This window comes from Pseudomonas sp. LS1212 (genome assembly GCF_024741815.1).
Lineage (GTDB): Bacteria > Pseudomonadota > Gammaproteobacteria > Pseudomonadales > Pseudomonadaceae > Aquipseudomonas.
Window position 1 is genome coordinate 2717465 of the sequence record NZ_CP102951.1, and the last position, 18220, is coordinate 2735684.

The following is an 18220-nucleotide window of genomic DNA, read 5'->3' on the forward strand; positions in this document are numbered from 1 at the left end:
TTCGCGAAAAGTTGCAACAGAAAATTCGACCGTACAGCGCGCGTGCCATTTTTCTTAAAAATTTTAACTATTTGAAATAAAAGAAAATTATTTAGTTTTTGAATTTTTCAGGTGTGGCGAAAACCTGATTTGGCCCTTCACTTGCAACTACTTGTACATACAGGTTGGTATAAGCATATATGTACGTATTCGTGCCGCTCCGCCAACCCGCTATCCACTGAGTGAGGAGATGACCATGACTACCAAGACCACCCGCCTGCGTGATGTTGAAATCCGTGCCGCTCGCGGTAACAAGCTCACCGCCAAGAGCTGGCTGACCGAAGCGCCGCTGCGCATGCTGATGAACAACCTCGATCCGGAAGTGGCCGAAAACCCGAAAGAGCTGGTGGTTTACGGTGGCATTGGCCGCGCGGCGCGTAACTGGGAGTGCTACGACAAGATCGTCGAGAGCCTGACCAACCTCAACGACGACGAAACCCTGCTGGTGCAGTCGGGCAAGCCGGTCGGCGTGTTCAAGACCCACAGCAACGCCCCGCGCGTACTGATCGCCAACTCCAACCTGGTGCCGCACTGGGCCACCTGGGAGCATTTCAACGAACTGGATGCCAAGGGCCTGGCCATGTACGGCCAGATGACCGCCGGCAGCTGGATCTACATCGGTAGCCAGGGCATCGTCCAGGGCACCTATGAAACCTTCGTCGAAGCCGGTCGCCAGCACTACAACAGCAACCTGAAAGGCAAGTGGGTCCTGACCGCGGGTCTGGGTGGCATGGGCGGCGCCCAGCCACTGGCGGCCACCCTGGCCGGTGCCTGCTCGCTGAACATCGAATGCCAGCAAAGCCGCATCGACTTCCGCCTGAGCAGCCGTTACGTCGATGAGCAAGCCACCGACCTGGACGATGCGCTGGCACGCCTCGACAAATACACCAAGGAAGGCAAGGCCATCTCCATCGCCCTGCTCGGCAACGCCGCCGAAATCCTGCCGGAGCTGGTCAAGCGTGGCGTGCGCCCCGACATGGTCACCGACCAGACCAGCGCCCACGATCCGCTCAACGGCTACCTGCCGGCTGGCTGGACCTGGGAACAGTACCGCGACCGCGCCCTGACCGAACCGGCTGCGGTGGTCAAGGCTGCCAAGCAATCCATGGCCGTCCACGTCCAGGCCATGCTCGACTTCCAGAAGCAAGGCATCCCGACTTTCGACTACGGCAACAACATCCGTCAGATGGCCAAGGAAGAAGGCGTGGAAAACGCCTTCGACTTCCCCGGCTTCGTACCGGCCTATATCCGTCCGCTGTTCTGCCGTGGCATCGGCCCGTTCCGCTGGGCAGCACTGTCGGGCAACGCCGAGGACATCTACAAGACCGACGCCAAGGTCAAGGAACTGATCCCGGACGACGCCCACCTGCACAACTGGCTGGACATGGCGCGCGAGCGCATCAGCTTCCAGGGCCTGCCGGCACGTATCTGCTGGGTTGGCCTGGGCCTGCGCGCCAAGCTGGGCCTGGCCTTCAACGAAATGGTGCGCAGCGGCGAGCTGTCGGCACCGATCGTGATTGGCCGTGACCACCTCGATTCCGGTTCCGTATCGAGCCCGAACCGTGAAACCGAAGCGATGCAGGATGGCTCCGACGCCGTGTCCGACTGGCCACTGCTCAACGCCCTGCTCAACACCGCCAGCGGCGCGACCTGGGTTTCCCTGCACCATGGCGGCGGCGTCGGTATGGGCTTCTCCCAGCACTCGGGGATGGTCATCGTCTGCGACGGTACCGACGAAGCGGCCGAGCGTATTGCCCGCGTACTGCACAACGACCCGGCTACTGGTGTCATGCGTCACGCTGATGCCGGTTACCAGATTGCAATTGATTGCGCCAAAGAGCAGGGCATCAACCTGCCCATGATCGGCAAAGCGTGAGCCCCACAACCGAGGAGTCTGCAACATGACCAGCAGCCCGTTTACCCAACAGCTCAAGGGCGTTCGCGTACTGGACCTGAGCCGCGTACTGGCCGGCCCGCATTGCACCGCAATGCTCGCGGACCTGGGCGCCGATGTGATCAAGTTCGAGGTGCCCGAGCACGGTGACGACAGTCGCCACCTGGGCCCGTTCAAGGGTGGCGAGAGTGTCTATTTCGGCCTGATCAATCGTGGCAAGCGCAGTGTCGAGATCGACTTCAAGGCCGCCGCCGAGCGTGCGCGGTTGTATGAACTGGTCCGCGAGGCCGACGTCGTCGTCGAAAACTTCCGCCCCGGTGTGACCCAGCGCCTGGGGATCGACTTCGACACACTCAAGCAATACAACCACAAGCTGATCTACGCGAGCATTTCCGGCTTCGGCCAGCACGGCCCACTGTCGCGCAACCCGGCCTACGACATCGTCGCCCAAGCGATGTCCGGGCTGATGAGCGTCACCGGTTTTGCCCAGGCCGGGCCAACCCGCAGCGGCGAGGCCATCGGTGATCTGTGTGCCGGTGTCTATGCCGCCTGGGCGATCAGTTCGGCACTCTTTGCCCGCGAGCGGCATGCGCCAGGTGCGCAATACATCGATGTCGCCATGTTCGATGTGTTGTTCAGTCTGCAAATGACTGGCCTTTCCAACCTCTTCGCCAATGGCGTGGCGCCGGGCCTGATCGGCAATCGCCATCCGGTTTCGACGCCTTTCGACACTTACCGCGCCGCCGACGGCCTGGTGGTCATCGCCGTGGCGAGCAACAAGCTGTTCCTGCGTCTGTGCGAGTGCATAGGCCAGCCTGGGCTTGGCCTCGATCCACGCTTTGCCGATGACCCGCAGCGCACGCTGAACGAGCCCGCGTTGCGCGCTGAAATCGAAGCCTGGACGGGCCGACTGAGCGTCGATCAGGCCTGTGAAATCCTGCTCGATGCAGGCGTGCCGTCCTCTCCGGTATGGAATCTCGCCCAGGCCGCCGAAAGTGAACAGGCACAGGTGCGCCAATTGCTGATTCGGCCTGAGGGCTCAGCGTTGCCATTGGTACCACAACCGGTGTTCTTCAACGGCCACAAACCCCATGCCACCACCATTGCCCCGCGTCTGGGCGCAGACAATCAGGCATTTGGCTTGCACAAACAGGAGCTTTCCCATGAACTTTGAATTGGATCAGGTTGAACTGGCCGTTGTCGAAACGGCTGAGAAGCTTGCTCGCGAGGTGATCCAGCCACGCGCCCAGCATTATGACGAAACCGAAACCTTTTGCGCCGAGAGCCTGCAGGCACTGGCCGAACTGGGTGGCATGGGCATCAACCTGCCCGAGCAATATGGCGGCCTGGGCATTGGCAGCCTGGCAATGAGCCGCGTGGTCGAAGCCGTGGCAGGCGCCTGTGCTTCGACCGCATCGGCCTTGACCGCGCACTTTCTGGCGACCGATTCGATCCTGATCGGCGGTACCGAAGCGCAGAAACAGGAATGGCTGCCCCGCGCCGCCAGCGGCGAACTGCTGGGCGCCTTCGCCCTGACCGAGCCTGCCGCTGGCTCCAACCCGGCCGACATGCGCTGCCGGGCGCAACGCGAAGACGGTGGCTGGCGAATACGTGGCAGCAAGCACTACATCACCAACGCCCGCGAAGCCGGCTTTATCGTGCTCTATGCCAAAACTGATGCCGAGGCGGGTCACAAGGGCATCAGCGCCTTCATGATCCCCAAGGGCACCGCCGGGATCAGCTTCTCCAGCCCGGAAAAAACCATGGGCCTGCGCGGCAGCACGATCTATGAGCTGGCCTTGGACTGCTGGTTGCCCGAGTCATCCTTGCTCGGCAGCGAAGGTGCCGGCTTCAGCACGGCCATGGCAGTTCTCGATCGCGGCCGGGTGGAAGTCGCGGCCATGTCACTGGGTATCGCCAACGCGGCGCTGCAAGCGAGCCTGAACTGGGTGCGCGAGCGGCAGATCGGACCCAAGCCGCTCGCGGCCTATCAAGGCACCCAGTGGCGCCTGGCCGATATGTACGCGCAGCTGGAAAGCGCCCGCATGCTGACCTGGAAAGCCGCGGCACGACGCGACAGCGGTGAGCGCTTCAGCCTGGATTCGGCCACTGCCAAACTGGTTGCGGCCGAGTGCGCCGGCTTCGTTACCGATGCCGCGCTGCAGCTGCATGGCGGCTACGGCTACATCCGCGACCTGCCATTGGAGCGCTACGTGCGCGACGCGCGGATCCTGCGGATCTTCGAGGGCACCTCGGAAATCCAGAAAATCATTATTTCGCGAAGCCTGCTCGAAGCCCAACGCTGACCGAGCGAAAAAACCGGGGCCTGTTGCACAGGCCTCACTCCCTGTTGACCACGAGAAGGTTGTCGTATCCACGACGCCCGAGAGGAACCGCCATGTCCGCCTCCAAAGAAAGTGCGCAGCGCAAGACGTATATAGAACGGCGATCCATCGATTACATCCCTGAGTCGGAACGCCATGGCCGACTGCTCAGCCAATTCACCCTCTGGTTCGGTGCCAACCTGCAAGTCACCGCCATCGTCACCGGCGCCCTTGCCGTGGTGTTGGGCGGGGATGTGTTCTGGTCACTGATAGGCCTGTTGATCGGGCAGCTGCTCGGCGGGGCGATCATGGCGCTGCATGCGGCCCAGGGGCCACAGCTCGGGCTGCCGCAGATGATCTCCAGCCGCGTGCAATTCGGCGTCTTTGGCGCGGTGATACCGATCGTGCTGGTGTGCTTGATGTACGTGGGCTTTTCGGCCAGTGGTTCGGTGCTGGCAGGCCAGGCCATCGGCCAACTGGTCAATGTCAGCGATGCCACCGGCATTCTCATTTTCGCGGCGATGATCGTCGTGTTGACGGTGCTGGGCTACCGGACCATTCACTTGATCGGGCGGCTGTCGAGCCTGATTGGCGTGGTGGCCTTCTTCTACCTGTTCTATCGGTTATTGTCAGCCCATGACATCGGCGAACTGCTCGGCAACCGACACTTTTCGTTGAGCAGCTTTTTGCTGGCGATCTCGCTGTCGGCCTCCTGGCAGATTGCCTTCGGCCCTTATGTGGCTGACTATTCGCGTTACCTGCCAAGAAAGACTTCAGCCTGGAAGACCTTTCTCGCCGTGGGCCTGGGCTCGGTCATCGGAACACAGATCTCCATGGTCTTCGGCGTTTTTGTCGCGGCCCTTGCGGGCGACCAGTTTGCCGGCCACGAGGTCTCGTACATCGTCGGCATGGGTGCCAGCGGCGTCGTCGCGTCATTGCTGTTCTTCAGTATCGTGTTCGGCAAGGTCACCATCACAACCCTCAACGCCTACGGCAGTTTCATGTCGCTGGCAACGATCGTCAGCGGCTTTCGCGGTAACCAGGAAATATCCAGGAGCCTGCGCATGGCCTACATCCTGGTCATGGTGGGGCTGGCCACGGCACTGGCGCTGCTGGGGCGGCATTCGTTCCTTCACGATTTCTCCGCCTTCATCCTGTTCCTGCTGGCCTTCTTCACGCCCTGGAGCGCGATCAATCTGGTCGACTTCTATCTGGTGACCAAGGAGCGCTACGACATTCCGGCCCTGTCTGATCCGGACGGACGTTACGGTCGCTGGAACATCCCGGGTATCGTGATCTATGCCATTGGCGTGGTGATCCAGTTGCCGTTCATTGCCACCAGCTTCTACACCGGCCCATTGGTCGAGCCTCTTGGAGGAACAGACATTTCCTGGCTGATCGGGCTGACGCTGCCCGGCCTGATTTACTACCTGGTGGCGCGCAGGTCGCTGCAACGGATTCCCGCGCAACTGATTCTTCCGCAAGAATCCAGTGCGGTCTGATCCACGATCACTGCAGGGCGGCCGGGTAGGGCCGCCACTGCCAAAATCACTATACACAGCGTGTGGAGATAGCAATGAAGGTGCTGGTAAGCGTCAAACGAGTGGTCGACTATAACGTCAAGGTTCGCGTCAAGGCGGACAACTCCGGCGTCGACCTTGCCAACGTCAAAATGTCCATGAACCCCTTCTGCGAGATCGCTGTAGAAGAGGCCGTGCGTCTGAAAGAGAAAGGCGTTGCAAGCGAGATCGTCGTCGTCAGCGTCGGCCCGAGCACTGCCCAGGAGCAGTTGCGTACTGCGTTGGCTCTGGGTGCCGATCGCGCCATCCTCGTCGAGTCCGCTGACGAGCTTAATTCCCTGGCCGTGGCCAAGCTGCTCAAGGCCGTTGTCGACAAGGAGCAGCCTCAGCTGGTGATCCTGGGCAAACAAGCCATCGACAGCGACAACAACCAGACCGGCCAGATGCTGGCCGCGCTGACCGGTTTCGCCCAGGGCACCTTTGCCTCGAAAGTGGAAATCGCCGGCGACAAGGCCAACGTGACCCGCGAAGTCGACGGCGGTCTGCAGACTGTTTCCCTGAGCCTGCCAGCCATCGTCACCACCGACCTGCGTCTGAACGAGCCACGCTACGCTTCCTTGCCCAACATCATGAAGGCCAAGAAGAAGCCGCTGGAAACCGTCACTCCAGACGCGCTGGGCGTTTCCACCGCCTCCACCAACAAGACCCTGAAAGTCGAAGCGCCGGCTGCTCGCAGCGCCGGTATCAAGGTCAAGTCGGTTGCTGAACTGGTCGAGAAACTGAAAAACGAAGCGAAGGTAATCTAAATGACTATCCTGGTTATCGCTGAACACGAAAATGGTGCAGTTGCCCCGGCAACCCTGAACACCGTTGCTGCAGCCGCGAAAATCGGTGGCGACATTCACGTGCTGGTAGCAGGTCAAGGCGTTGGTGCCGTGGCTGAAGCCGCTGCAAAAATCGCTGGTGTTGCCAAGGTACTGGTTGCCGATAACGCAGCCTATGCCCACCAGCTGCCGGAAAACGTTGCTCCTCTGGTTGCAGAGTTGGGCGCTGGCTACAGCCACATCCTGGCTCCGGCTACCTCCAACGGCAAAAACATCCTGCCGCGCGTTGCCGCGCAACTGGACGTCGACCAGATCTCCGAGATCATCGCCGTTGAATCGGCCGACACCTTCAAGCGTCCGATCTACGCTGGTAATGCCATCGCGACCGTGCAGTCTTCGGCAGCCGTGAAAGTGCTCACCGTACGTGCCACCGGTTTCGACGCCGTTGCCGCAGAAGGGGGTTCGGCTGCGGTTGAAGCCGTCGCTGCTGCGCACGACGCAGGCAAATCGTCCTTCGTCGGCGAAGAGCTGGCCAAGTCCGACCGCCCGGAGCTGACCGCTGCCAGGATCGTCGTCTCGGGCGGGCGCGGCATGCAGAACGGCGACAACTTCAAGCACCTCTATTCGTTGGCCGACAAGCTGGGCGCGGGGGTAGGGGCCTCGCGCGCAGCGGTCGACGCCGGTTTCGTCCCCAACGACATGCAGGTCGGCCAGACCGGCAAGATCGTCGCGCCGCAGCTGTACATCGCCGTTGGCATCAGCGGCGCGATCCAGCACCTGGCCGGCATGAAAGACTCGAAGATCATCGTCGCGATCAACAAGGACGAAGAGGCGCCGATCTTCCAGGTGGCCGATTACGGTTTGGTGGCTGATTTGTTCGAGGCTGTTCCTGAACTGGAGTCGGCCCTTTAGGGGCTGCTTTGCAGCCCATCGCGGGCAAGCCCGCTCCATGGCACCATTGATCCTGCAGGAGCGGGTCTTGCCCGCGATGAGGCCCTAGCGACAATCACCCATCTTTTCACCTTTTGCGGCGCTCAACCCCGCCTGGCGCCCAAAAAAAGTAGCGTCGGCCAGAGACATGCCAGAACTGTAGCCACCGCCCCAGCGGGGCAACCCGCAGGCGGTGCGCCCGGCTGCATACAGGCCGTTGATGGGCTCACGCTTCTCGGTAAGCACCTGGCCCGTGGGCAGCGTGTCCAATCCTCCCAGGGTAAAGTGCGGATAGAACGCATAATCGACTCGGCAATCCAGCGCGACGAAGGGCGGCTCAATGAGTGGCTTGAGCCATTTTTCGGCTTTGTGGAACAAGGGATCTTGGCCGTGGGCCGCGTGGCGGTTGTACAGGACAACCGTGTTGACCAAAGCGCCTTCAGGCAAGCCAAGATCGCGCTCTACCTCTTCCCAGGTTTCTCCGGCGGCGGCGATGTCGATGCGTGTCATTTCCGTCGGTGGCGTGTAGGACGAGTTGTCGACGAGCAGATAAATCCGATCACCCGTTTGCCGCATGATGTGATGGCCAACGCGTCCGTGATAGCAATCTTCGTTAATGAAACGCTGGCCGCGCTCATTGACGAAAATGCCTTTTACCAACGATTCGGGGGCATAGAACGGCAGGCTCTGAAAAGCCTCGTCCATGTGAATCGACGCGGCCCCCACGCTCATCCCCAGGAGGATGCCCGTGCCGTCATCGCCAGGCGTTCCTATGGGGTCATTGGAGCGCAGCAGGAGCGGCGCATGGCGCTTGACCATGTCACGGTTCATCACGAAGCCGCCGGCGCACAAGATGACGCCTTTTCGGGCCCGTACAAAGCGAATCTGGCCGCCGATTCGAACCACCACGCCGTGGACGTTGTTAGCGTCATCGGCAACCAGGGTGAGCACCCGGCTGTCATAGCGAATATCCACGCCCAGTTGCTCGACACGAGCGGCCAGCGCGTCCATGAGCATGCGCCCGCCGCCCCAGCCGGTCCATTGGGGCGTATGGCCGCGGGGGCATGGCTTGGCCTGCTCGGAAAACGGCCAGGCTTCTTCGCTGCCAGACCAGATCAGGCAGTCGTCTGTCACCGGCTCCAGCATTTTTTCCGGTAGAAACGTGTTTTTGTACTTGACCCCTTGTGCGACCAGCCACTCATAGTGGCCAAGGCTGTTCTCCGCGTAGAGGCAGACCTTCGACTCGTCGGCGTCGACGCCGCCTGCCATCATCAAGTAGCGAAAAAGGTCCTCGGTGTCGTCGCTGAAGCCGGCCTCTCGCTGAGCGGGCGTGCCGCCGCTGCCGCCAAGATAGATTTCGCCCCCCGACAAGGCGCTGGTGCCCCCGTTGCCGGAGGCCGCTTCCAGAAGCGTCACGGCCGCGCCAGCACCGGCGGCTTCGATGGCGGCGCAAGCGCCCGCAGCGCCAAAGCCGACAATGACGACATCGGTTTCAACATCCCACTGGGGGACCTGGTGGGTTCGACAGGGATGTGAAGCAGAGAAACTGGTTGACATGTACACCGTCCTTTTTTCTTGTATTTATCGGGTCAACATTCGGCGTCGTATCGATATAAAGCGTGAGCCAGAGGATGGCTCCGGGCGGTCAGGGCATGAAGTCGCCGCCGTTGGCGTCGAGTGCCGCACCAGTGATTGCATTGGCGTAATCGGATACAAGGAACAACGCAGCCTTGGCGCAGTCATCGTCGGTGGGCATGCGTCCGAGTGCGATGGTGGCGGCGATCGGTGCGATGATCTGGGCTTCCGGCACGTTGTGCTCGGCCGCTGCGTGCTGGACATAGCCCTGCACCGGCGCTCCCCACATCCAACCCATGTAGATGCTGTTGGCGCGGATACCATATTGTCCGAGTTCCCTGGCCAGGTACTTGACGGCCACCGCGAGTGCGCCTTTGGACGCTGCATAGCCGGATTCGCCAGGAAAGGGTTTGCGCGTGGCCTGGGTATTGATCATGACAATCGCGCCATTGCCCTGTTTTTTCATGAACGGCACGACTTCCTGTGTCAGGTTCATCGTACCGAGCACGTTGGTGTCGAAGACCTCGCGCCAGACATCCAGGTCGGCGCCCTCGACTGCCTCGGGGAAGTTGCCATGTACAAAAGCGCTGTTCACCAAGGCATCGATACGGCCGAAGCGTTCGATGGTTTGCTCCGCCAGGTGCTTGCACTGCGCCTTGTCGGTAATGTCGGTCACCACCTTCAGTACTTGGCAGTCGGTGCCCAGTTCCAGAACCCGGCGTTCAGCCTCATCCAGTTTCGATGCGGTACGTGTGGCGAGGACGACCGCATGCGCGCCTTCGCGTGCGGCCTGGATCGCAAGTTTGACCCCCAGGCCCGGACCTACGCCCGACACCACGACAACTTTGTTTCGCATTAGCATTGAAATGCCCCTGTGAGAGTGATTTGTTCGCCGTTTCATCATACGAACGGTCTGAAACCAGGCTCTTCGTCCGACTGGACTAGTAACGGGGTATGACAGCAACGGGTACCGTTAACAGCAGGCGCTAACCTATAACCCAGCTAAATGGCCATTTAGCTGGGTTTTTCATGGATGAGAGAGTGCCTTAAACAGTAAGTGGCTGTTTTCAAACTAATTTGTGTGTTTTGGGGCTTCCCAGACGAAGCGAAAGTTGATAAATTTCCGCGCACGCCTGCAGAGGCCCTTACAGGGCTTGTAGCGAAAGGGAGCAACATCTCAATGTTGCCCGCAAGCTGCAAAATCAAGAGAGAGTGCTGGGCACTCGTAGCAACAGATACAGGGGCGTCGCCAAGCGGTAAGGCAGCAGGTTTTGATCCTGCCATGCGTTGGTTCGAATCCAGCCGCCCCTGCCATTTTCCTTATAGTCATCCAGGTGTAACTCAGCCGGCAGGTATTGCGCGAGTCCAGGATGATTGTCTTTACCAGGAACGCCAACTCCGATCCGGCCCGGCGTTTCTTGTGTCAGTTGCATATCCCTCTGGGTGACGTCTCTAACATTCAGCCGACTTGCGGGTACGGCCTCCACGCGCCTGCGCCAGTCATTAGCCGAGCGGGCGAGCGCGGCGCCGTAGCGGCGCGCTCGCCCATCACTCAGTGGGGGGCGCGAGGGATGGTCTTGAGCAGGTCTTCGGGGCTGATGTGGCCGACGATCTGCTTTACCGCGCTGCCCGGTTGCGGCAGGTCAAGGATGTGGCCCTTCATCTTGCCGATCACGTGCATCTCGCAGGGCTTGCAGTCGAACTTCAGCGTCAGCACCTCGTCGCCGTGCACCAGCTGCATCGGCGCGACCTTGGTGCGCACGCCGGTGACGCCCTTGGCCTGCTTGGGGCAGAGGTTGAAGGAGAAGCGCAGGCAGTGCTTGGTGATCATCACCGGCACTTCGCCGGTTTCCTCGTGGGCCTCATAGGCCGCATCGATCAGCTTGACGCCGTGACGGTGATAGAAGTCGCGGGCCTTCTGGTTGTAGACGTTGGCCAGAAACGACAGGTGCGACTCCGGGTACACCGGTGGCGGATCGGTCTCGGCCTTGCGCCCGCCACGTGGATGGGCGGCAATGCGGGCCGCGGTAAGCGCTTCGATGACTTCGCGGCGCAAGGCCTTGAGCTGCGAGTTGGGGATGAAATACGCCTGGGTTGCATCCAGCTGAATCGCTGTGGCGTGGTACTGAGTGGTGCCCAGCTGGCCGAGCAGGTCGTGCAGTTGCTCCAGGGCCTGTTCCGGCTTGTTCGCTACGCCGAACGGACCGTCCAGGGCGACGCTGGCGCTGACGCCTTCCTCGCTGGTGGCGGTCAGTTCCAGGCGCTCTTCACGCAGGCGGGCGACCCAGGCCAGGCCGATGCGGCGCTCGGCCGAGGTCTTTTGCAGGGCCTGCTGCCAGTTGTGGTCCAGGTTGCGGCTCAGCGGGTGGTTCGGCCGTAGCTGGTGCAGACCTTTGGGCATCTCGTTGGGCTCGACGCGGTAGCGGTAGCGCTTCTCGCCATCTTCCTCGAACTCGCCCCTGGGCTCGGCGATGTTGGCACGAAAGCCCACCACCTCGCGCTTGACCAGCACATTGAGCCCGTCGCCGTTGGACAGCGGCTCATGGGTAACCACCTGCAGGTCGCGCTTGCCGACCTTCTCCACCACGCCCACCGGCAGGCCGGTGAAGGTCGGCGAGTCGAAGGCGCCGATGTCGACCTTGCGCTCGCTGACGAAGTAGTCGGTGCTGCCGCGGTGGAAGGTCTTGTCCGGATCGGGCACGAAGAAGTGCGCGGTGCGGCCGCTGGACGCGCGGGCCAGGTCCGGGCGGTCCTCGAGGACATCGTCCAGGCGCTGGCGGTAGTAGGCGGTGATGTTCTTCACATAGCCCATGTCCTTGTAGCGCCCCTCGATCTTGAACGAGCGCACGCCGGCCTCGACTAGGGCGCGGATGTTGGCGCTCTGGTTGTTGTCCTTCATCGACAGCAGGTGCTTCTCGTAGGCGACCACGCGGCCTTGGTCGTCTTTCAGGGTGTAGGGCAGGCGGCAGGCCTGGGAGCAGTCGCCACGGTTGGCGCTGCGGCCGGTCTGCGCGTGAGAGATGTTGCACTGGCCGGAAAAAGCCACGCACAGCGCGCCGTGGATGAAGAACTCGATCGCCGCATCGGTCTCGTCGGCGATGGCGCGGATCTCTTGGAGGTTCAGCTCGCGGGCCAGTACCAGTTGGGAGAAACCGGCCTGGTCGAAGAACTTCGCCCGCGCCAGGGTGCGGATGTCGGTCTGGGTGCTGGCGTGCAGCTCGATCGGCGGGATGTCCAGCTCCATCACGCCCAGGTCCTGGACGATCAGCGCGTCGACGCCGGCATCGTACAGTTGGTGGATCAGCTTGCGGGCCGGCTCCAGTTCATCGTCGTGCAGGATCGTGTTGATGGTGGTGAACACCCGGGCGTGGTAGCGACGGGCGAATTCCACCAACTGGGCGATATCGCTCACCTCATTGCAGGCGTTGTGGCGGGCGCCGAAGCTCGGGCCACCGATGTATATGGCGTCGGCGCCATGCAGGATGGCCTCGCGAGCGATGGCCACGTCGCGGGCGGGGCTGAGCAGTTCCAGGTGATGTTTGGGTAGGGACATGTTTTTCTAACCAGGCTTGTCACGGTCAAGGCGCGCATTGTAGCGGCGAAACGCTTGACCGGCACCCGTATGCTGCCCGGTGGCGGCTCCGACTTGCCCGCGATGCGCGAACTCTGTGGGAGCGGATTCATCCGCGAAGGGTCGCAGCGAGGCCCTGAAGATGGGACTGCTACGCAGTCCTTCGCGGATGAATCCGCTCCCACAGGGTTGGATGTCGTTGAACTCAGCCCTTGGCTGCCATTGCCGTGACCTCCACGCGCATGCCTTCGACCGCCAGGGCGTCCACGCCGACGGCGGCGCGAACCGGCCAGGGCTTGGCGAAGAAGCGCTGGTAGACCTCGTTGAAGGCGGCGCGGTCGGCCATGTCGGTGAGGTAGATGGTCAGGTGCAGGACCCGGTCCATGGAACTGCCGGCGCGCTCCAGCGCTACCTTGAGCGCCTGCAGGGTGCACTCGCTCTGCTCGATAATGCCGCCCAGCTCCAGGCTGCCGTCGGCGCGGGTGGGGATCTGGGTGGAGACCAGCATGCCGCCAAAACCGGCGACGTCGGAGGAGATGGATTCCGGATCGGGGTCGGGGAGGAAGGTGAGGTCGTAGTTTGCCATGGGGATCTCTTGATCGAGGTGGTAAAGGGGGCCAGTTTAAGCGTATGACGAAGGGTCTGGCATTTATCGATCAGTTTTTTTAACCCGCTTGGCAAAGTCGGCGCTAGGGCCGATGCATGAGATAGGCTTCACCGGTGACCCGAATCATCGGATGGGGAGTGATCTGACAGGCTTTGACGACACTGAAACCCTGCCGTTCGTAAAAACGCCGGGCGCCGGTATTCGCGGCGTAGTCGATCAGGCTCAGGCCTTTAAGCCCCAGTTCATCGGCGCGCAGCTGAGCATGCTTGAGAAAGCGCACCCCCAGGCCCTGGTTTCGCCAGCCGTCGTGGAGCGCCAGGCTTGAAATATAGAGGGTGTCGGGGATTTCCATGTCGGCATAAGGTGCCAGTACCGGGTCGGTCACCGGAGCGGCCGTGGGATCGTGACGCATCACGTAGCTATGCATCATGCCGATAACGCGTCCTTCTGCTTCTGCGATGAGGCAGTTCTGGTATGAAAAATCCACCCCTTCCCGGGCGTAACGGATGGCGCCCACGTCCAACAAATCTTGTCCCGATTCCGCCAACTGGCTCCAGATGTAATCCGATGCCCCCTCAGAAGTAATTTGGAACAAACGAGCAATCTCACGCGCATCCGAGCGCTGGGCCGGACGAAATTCAACGGTCATTCACATGACTCCATAAGAAATTGGCTCTTCTTATAGCGTGGATGCTCGAGGCGTTTCAATGCGCTGTCGAGGGCTCGCCTGCCAAGCCGCGGGGCGTGGCGAGATCAGATAAAGAGGGGGCGCATTCAGGTAATTAAACCGTCGAGCTTGACGGGTGAGGAGGTAGGCTGGTCTGTTGGCGTCAAGCCTCGAACCAGGTACATCCCCCCTCAGAACCGATCCAGCCTGTAGGGTTCGATCGCCGGCAACCCGTGAGGCCTGGCAACAGTCGCAGGTGAAGCTATTTGGGCGATGAGCTCGGCAGTGACCGCTGCCTGAGTCAGGCCCAGGTGCTGGTGGCCGAAGGCGAGCAGTACCTTGCCGTTGCACACCCTGTCGATGATCGGCAGGGAATCGGGCAAGGACGGTCGCAAGCCCATCCAGGGCGTGGCAGCTTCAGCGTTCAAGTCGCGGCTGAACAGTCCTTTGCTCAGCCGGTGCAACTGCCAGGCGCGCTCCATGGTCGGGGGGCGGTCGAGGCCGGCGAACTCGACGGTGCCTGCCAACCTCAGTCCATCGGCCATAGGGGTCATGATGAACTTGCGCTCCAGCGAGGTGACTGCGAAAGGCAGCCGCTCGTGCTCATGGGGCAACATCAGGTGATAGCCGCGCTCGGTATCCAGGGGTACCTTCTTGCCGGTAAGCGCTGCGGTGAGCTTGGCTGAATGGGCGCCGCAGGCGATCAGTACCTGGCGGGCCGTCAAACCGCCCTGGCCTGTGACCAGCGAGACGCCGCTCTCATGCAGGTGTCCGTCCCGGACCTGTTGCTTGATGAAATGCACGCCGCTGGCCTTGGCGGCCTGTACCAGTTCGCAGACGACCCGGTAGGGGTCCAGAAAATGCCCCGTGCGAGGAAAGAACAGCCCGCCCTGGATCCGCTCACTCAGTTGCGGGGCGACCTCGCGTACGGCCTTGGCCTGCCATAAATCGACCGGTACTTGTTGTTGGCGCATGCGCATCTGTAGCGCTTCGACCGCCTGGCACGAGTCGGGGCGCTCGAATACCAGCAACGAGCCGTCTTCCTTTAGCAGGTCCGGGCGAGCGATCGACTCCAGCAGCCGGTGCCAGGCGCCAAGGCTGCTTTCGTTGAGCGCGCGTATGCCGGCCACGGTGCGTTGGAACGGCGCCGGTCGCAGGTTCAACAACAGGCGCATGAACCAGGGCAAGGCGCGCGGCATGTATTTCCAGTCCAGGCGCAGAGGCCCCATCGGGTCCATGAGCATGGCGGGCAGGCGTTTGAGGATGGACAGGTCCGCGATCGGAAACACCTGCTCGGTCGCCAGATGCCCGGCATTGCCGAACGAGGCGCCGTAGCCTGGGTCCTGCTGGTCGATGACCACTACCCGCAGGCCTTGGCGTGCCAGCAGCAGGGCGCAGGCGACGCCGATGATGCCGGCGCCGACCACGGCAATGTCCGCATTGTCGTGCGGGTTGCTTGAAGTGAAGTAATTCGACATTTCCTAGGCCTCTCTCTGGCCGTCGAGCAAGCGGCGCAGCTGCAGCGGGTTGCTGTGCTTCAGCGCGGCAGGCAACAAGGTATCCGGGAAGTCCTGGTAGCAGACCGGACGCAGGAAGCGCAGGATGGCGGCGGTGCCGACCGAGGTCGTGCGCGGGTCGGAGGTTGCCGGGAAGGGACCGCCATGGACCATGGCATCGCACACCTCAACGCCCGTTGGCCAGCCGTTGACCAGCAGGCGGCCGGCCTTGCGCTCCAGCGTAGGCACCAACGCCCTGGCGTTCTCCAGGTCGGCGTCATCCAGGTGCAGGGTTGCGGTCAGTTGGCCTTCCAGGTGCTCGATGACCTGGCGGATTTCGTCGTCGTCGGCACATTGCACGATCAGCGACGCGGCGCCGAACATTTCGGCCTGCAGGGTGTGGTCGGTGAGAAAATCCCGCGCCCGGGTTACGAACAGGTGGGCCTGACATTGGTTCGGGTCTTCGCCTCTCAGGCCTGCGGCCGCCACCTGTGCGTGGGCGTGCTCGGCCAGCGAGCTCACGCCGGCCTCATAGGCGTTGAAGATGCCGGGGGTGAGCATGGTCTGCGCGGGGCTGCGCTGGACGAGGTCCGCAGCAGCGGTGATGAAACGGTCCAGGGCCGGGCCTTGACGGGCAATCACCAGGCCCGGGTTGGTGCAGAACTGGCCGGCGCCCTGGGTCAGGGAGGCGACGAATCCCTGCGCCAGCGCTTCGCCACGCGCCTGCAGGGCAGCCGGGAAGAGCAATACCGGGTTGATCGAGCTCATTTCCGCATACACAGGGATTGGCTCGGGACGCGCCAGGGCAGCCTTGCACAAGGCGATGCCACCACTGCGCGAGCCGGTGAAACCCACGGCCTTGATGCGCGGGTCGCTGACCAGGGCGATACCCGCTTCGCGCCCGGAGCCGAACAACAGCGAAAACACGCCTTCGGGCAGGCCACATTTTTCCACGGCACGGCCCACGGCTCGGCCAACCAATTCGCTGGTGCCGGGGTGAGCGCCGTGGGCCTTGACGATCACCGGGCAACCGGCGGCCAGTGCCGAAGCGGTGTCGCCACCGGCGACGGAGAAGGCCAGCGGAAAATTGCTGGCGCCGAACACTGCCACCGGCCCCAGCGGCACCTGGCGCTGGCGCAGGTCAGGGCGCGGCAGGGGCTGGCGTTCCGGTAGCGCGGTGTCGACCCGTACATCCAGCCACTCGCCGGCACGCACGGTGCGGGCAAAGGTTCGCAGTTGCTGGCAGGTCCGGCCACGTTCAGCCTGGATGCGTGGGCGCGGCAGGCCTGTTTCGGCCATGGCGCGCTCGACCAGTTCATCGCCAAGGGCTTCGATCTCATCGGCAATGGCTTCGAGGAATTCGGCGCGTGCCGTCAATGGCGTCTCGCGATAGCTGTCGAAGGCTGCCCACGCCAATGCGCACGCTTGTTCAACATGCTCACAGGAGCCACCGGGATAGGCCGGCTCGAGCGGTTTGTCGGTTGCTGGATCGATCGCCCGGATCGCTTCGCGGCTGCCGGTTATGGCTTGCTGGCCGATCAGCATTTTGCCTGTCAGAGTCATGACGTTTCCTGGATAACTGGGATTGGAGGAGCGCCACGCGCCTGTAGATACCGTCTTGCCCCTCATCGGGCAGCGCTATCTGTGGGCAAATGGCGGCCCATGTAGCCGCTGCCGAAGGCTCGGTGCGCCGCTGCGACGCTCGCCTGCGCAGCAGGCGCAATTTCTCAAGATCGCCGGGGAGCCCCTGCGGGACTCCAGCGCAGCCTGTCGGCAGCGGCTACAGGGCGCTGCGTAAGGCGAGAAACGTTAGGCGACGTTCTGCTCTTTCGACCAGTTCGCGTACCACTGGCGGAACAACGCGTACTGGTTCTCGGCGTAGCGACGCTGAGAATCGCTGAGCGAATCGGTCTCGTTGAAGTGCAGGGTGTATTCCTTGTCGCCATTGAGCACCATCAGGTGCTTGTAATAGAGCACCAGGTCTGTGCCCTCGTCGAAGGAAGACAGTACGGCAAGCGCAGACTCCAGTTCCCTGGCCAGGCGGCGAGCCTTGGCGTCGCCTTTGGCCGCCTGCTTGCTCAGGGCCACCAGTTGCAGCACCTCGCGCGGCAGCGCGTTGCCGATGCCGGTAATGGCACCCGTGGCGTTGCAGTTGACGAAGCCATGCACCACCTGGGTATCGACACCGACCATGAGGGTGACGTCATCGTCCTTGGACGTGATGTGCTCGGCGGCGTAGCGCATGTCGGCAGCACCACCGAACTCCTTGAAGCCGATCAGGTTCGGGTACTCGCGGCGCAGTTCGAAGAACAGGTCGGCACGGGTGGCAAAGCCGTAGTAAGGGCTGTTGTAGATCACCGCCGGCAGCCCTGGGGCGGCCTTCAGGATGGCGGCGAAGTGGGCTTTCTGCGCGGCCGGTGAGGCACCACGAGAAAGAACACGAGGGATGACCATCAGGCCGTGGGCGCCGACTTTGGCCGCATGTGCTGCGTGGGAGACTGCCTCGCGGGTATTGACGGCACCGGTACCGACGATGGTCGGGATGCCAGCGGCGACCAGGCGCGCCACGCCTTCCTGGCGTTCGGCTTCGGTGAGCAGGGGCCAGTCGCCCATGGAGCCACAGTAAACCACGGCACTCATGCCGATATCGATCAGTTCGCGACCCTTGGCCACCAAGGCGTCAAAGTCTGGTTTGCGCTCGGCGGTGCAGGGGGTCATCAGCGCAGGAATGCAGCCAGTGAAGATGTTATCGCTCATTGTTGTAACTCCTTGA

The 18220-nt window shown here is 62.2% G+C and carries 14 protein-coding genes, 1 tRNA gene and 1 pseudogene; 8 read left to right on the forward strand and 8 right to left on the reverse strand.

Translation table 11 applies throughout. From position 1 onward, the window contains the following. The first annotated feature begins 235 nt into the window (after window positions 1-235). From hutU to NVV94_RS12885, 6 genes are all read left to right on the forward strand, one after another. The gene (gene hutU / locus NVV94_RS12860) at window positions 236-1915 is read left to right on the forward strand and encodes a urocanate hydratase (protein ID WP_258447491.1); all 1680 of its coding nucleotides are present in this window, start codon (window positions 236-238) and stop codon (window positions 1913-1915) included. Window positions 1916-1940: 25 nt separating this feature from the next. Further along, on the forward strand, window positions 1941-3107 hold the full coding sequence (locus NVV94_RS12865) for a CaiB/BaiF CoA-transferase family protein (protein ID WP_258447492.1): 1167 nt from the start codon (window positions 1941-1943) through the stop codon (window positions 3105-3107). Further along, complete coding sequence (locus NVV94_RS12870) at window positions 3097-4239, forward strand: acyl-CoA dehydrogenase family protein (RefSeq protein WP_258447493.1); 1143 nt, start codon at window positions 3097-3099, stop codon at window positions 4237-4239. The genes NVV94_RS12865 and NVV94_RS12870 overlap by 11 nt, the downstream gene beginning before the upstream one ends. A 92-nt stretch (window positions 4240-4331) precedes the next feature. Continuing rightward, window positions 4332-5759, forward strand: coding sequence for a cytosine permease (locus NVV94_RS12875; RefSeq protein WP_258447494.1), 1428 nt, complete (start codon window positions 4332-4334; stop codon window positions 5757-5759). Window positions 5760-5833: 74 nt separating this feature from the next. Continuing rightward, complete coding sequence (locus tag NVV94_RS12880) at window positions 5834-6583, forward strand: electron transfer flavoprotein subunit beta/FixA family protein (protein ID WP_258447495.1); 750 nt, start codon at window positions 5834-5836, stop codon at window positions 6581-6583. Continuing rightward, window positions 6584-7513, forward strand: coding sequence for an electron transfer flavoprotein subunit alpha/FixB family protein (locus tag NVV94_RS12885; protein ID WP_258447496.1), 930 nt, complete (start codon window positions 6584-6586; stop codon window positions 7511-7513). It abuts the gene before it with no gap. 84 nt (window positions 7514-7597) lie between these two features. On the opposite strand, the gene NVV94_RS12890 is transcribed toward NVV94_RS12885, so the two are convergent. Both NVV94_RS12890 and NVV94_RS12895 read right to left on the reverse strand, forming a co-directional pair. Beyond that, window positions 7598-9088 carry an FAD-dependent oxidoreductase gene (locus NVV94_RS12890; protein WP_258447497.1) on the reverse strand — a complete coding sequence of 497 codons (1491 nt, stop codon included), beginning with the start codon at window positions 9086-9088 and terminating at the stop codon, window positions 7598-7600. Window positions 9089-9176: 88 nt separating this feature from the next. After that, complete coding sequence (locus tag NVV94_RS12895) at window positions 9177-9968, reverse strand: SDR family oxidoreductase (RefSeq protein ID WP_258447498.1); 792 nt, start codon at window positions 9966-9968, stop codon at window positions 9177-9179. Between the two features lie 216 nt (window positions 9969-10184). Between NVV94_RS12895 and NVV94_RS12900 the strand changes: the two are divergent. Beyond that, window positions 10185-10292, forward strand: a pseudogene (locus tag NVV94_RS12900) (4-(cytidine 5'-diphospho)-2-C-methyl-D-erythritol kinase); the annotation flags it as partial. 53 nt (window positions 10293-10345) lie between these two features. Further along, a tRNA-Gln gene (locus NVV94_RS12905) sits at window positions 10346-10420 on the forward strand. Between the two features lie 238 nt (window positions 10421-10658). Here NVV94_RS12905 and NVV94_RS12915 read toward each other — a convergent pair. From NVV94_RS12915 to NVV94_RS12940, 6 genes are all read right to left on the reverse strand, one after another. After that, window positions 10659-12659 (reverse strand): U32 family peptidase, encoded by a 2001-nt coding sequence (locus NVV94_RS12915; protein ID WP_258447499.1) that lies wholly within the window; start codon window positions 12657-12659, stop codon window positions 10659-10661. 223 nt (window positions 12660-12882) lie between these two features. Further along, the gene (locus tag NVV94_RS12920) at window positions 12883-13263 is read right to left on the reverse strand and encodes a RidA family protein (protein ID WP_258447500.1); all 381 of its coding nucleotides are present in this window, start codon (window positions 13261-13263) and stop codon (window positions 12883-12885) included. A 103-nt stretch (window positions 13264-13366) separates the two neighbouring features. Beyond that, window positions 13367-13933, reverse strand: coding sequence for a GNAT family N-acetyltransferase (locus NVV94_RS12925; RefSeq protein WP_258447501.1), 567 nt, complete (start codon window positions 13931-13933; stop codon window positions 13367-13369). A gap of 209 nt (window positions 13934-14142) precedes the next feature. Continuing rightward, window positions 14143-15429, reverse strand: coding sequence for an FAD-binding oxidoreductase (locus NVV94_RS12930; protein WP_258447502.1), 1287 nt, complete (start codon window positions 15427-15429; stop codon window positions 14143-14145). A 3-nt stretch (window positions 15430-15432) separates the two neighbouring features. Further along, a complete protein-coding gene (locus NVV94_RS12935; RefSeq protein ID WP_258447503.1) occupies window positions 15433-17010 on the reverse strand; it encodes an aldehyde dehydrogenase (NADP(+)) in 1578 nt (525 codons plus the stop codon). A 246-nt stretch (window positions 17011-17256) separates the two neighbouring features. Further along, window positions 17257-18204 carry a dihydrodipicolinate synthase family protein gene (locus NVV94_RS12940; protein ID WP_258447504.1) on the reverse strand — a complete coding sequence of 316 codons (948 nt, stop codon included), beginning with the start codon at window positions 18202-18204 and terminating at the stop codon, window positions 17257-17259. Window positions 18205-18220: the final 16 nt, after the last annotated feature.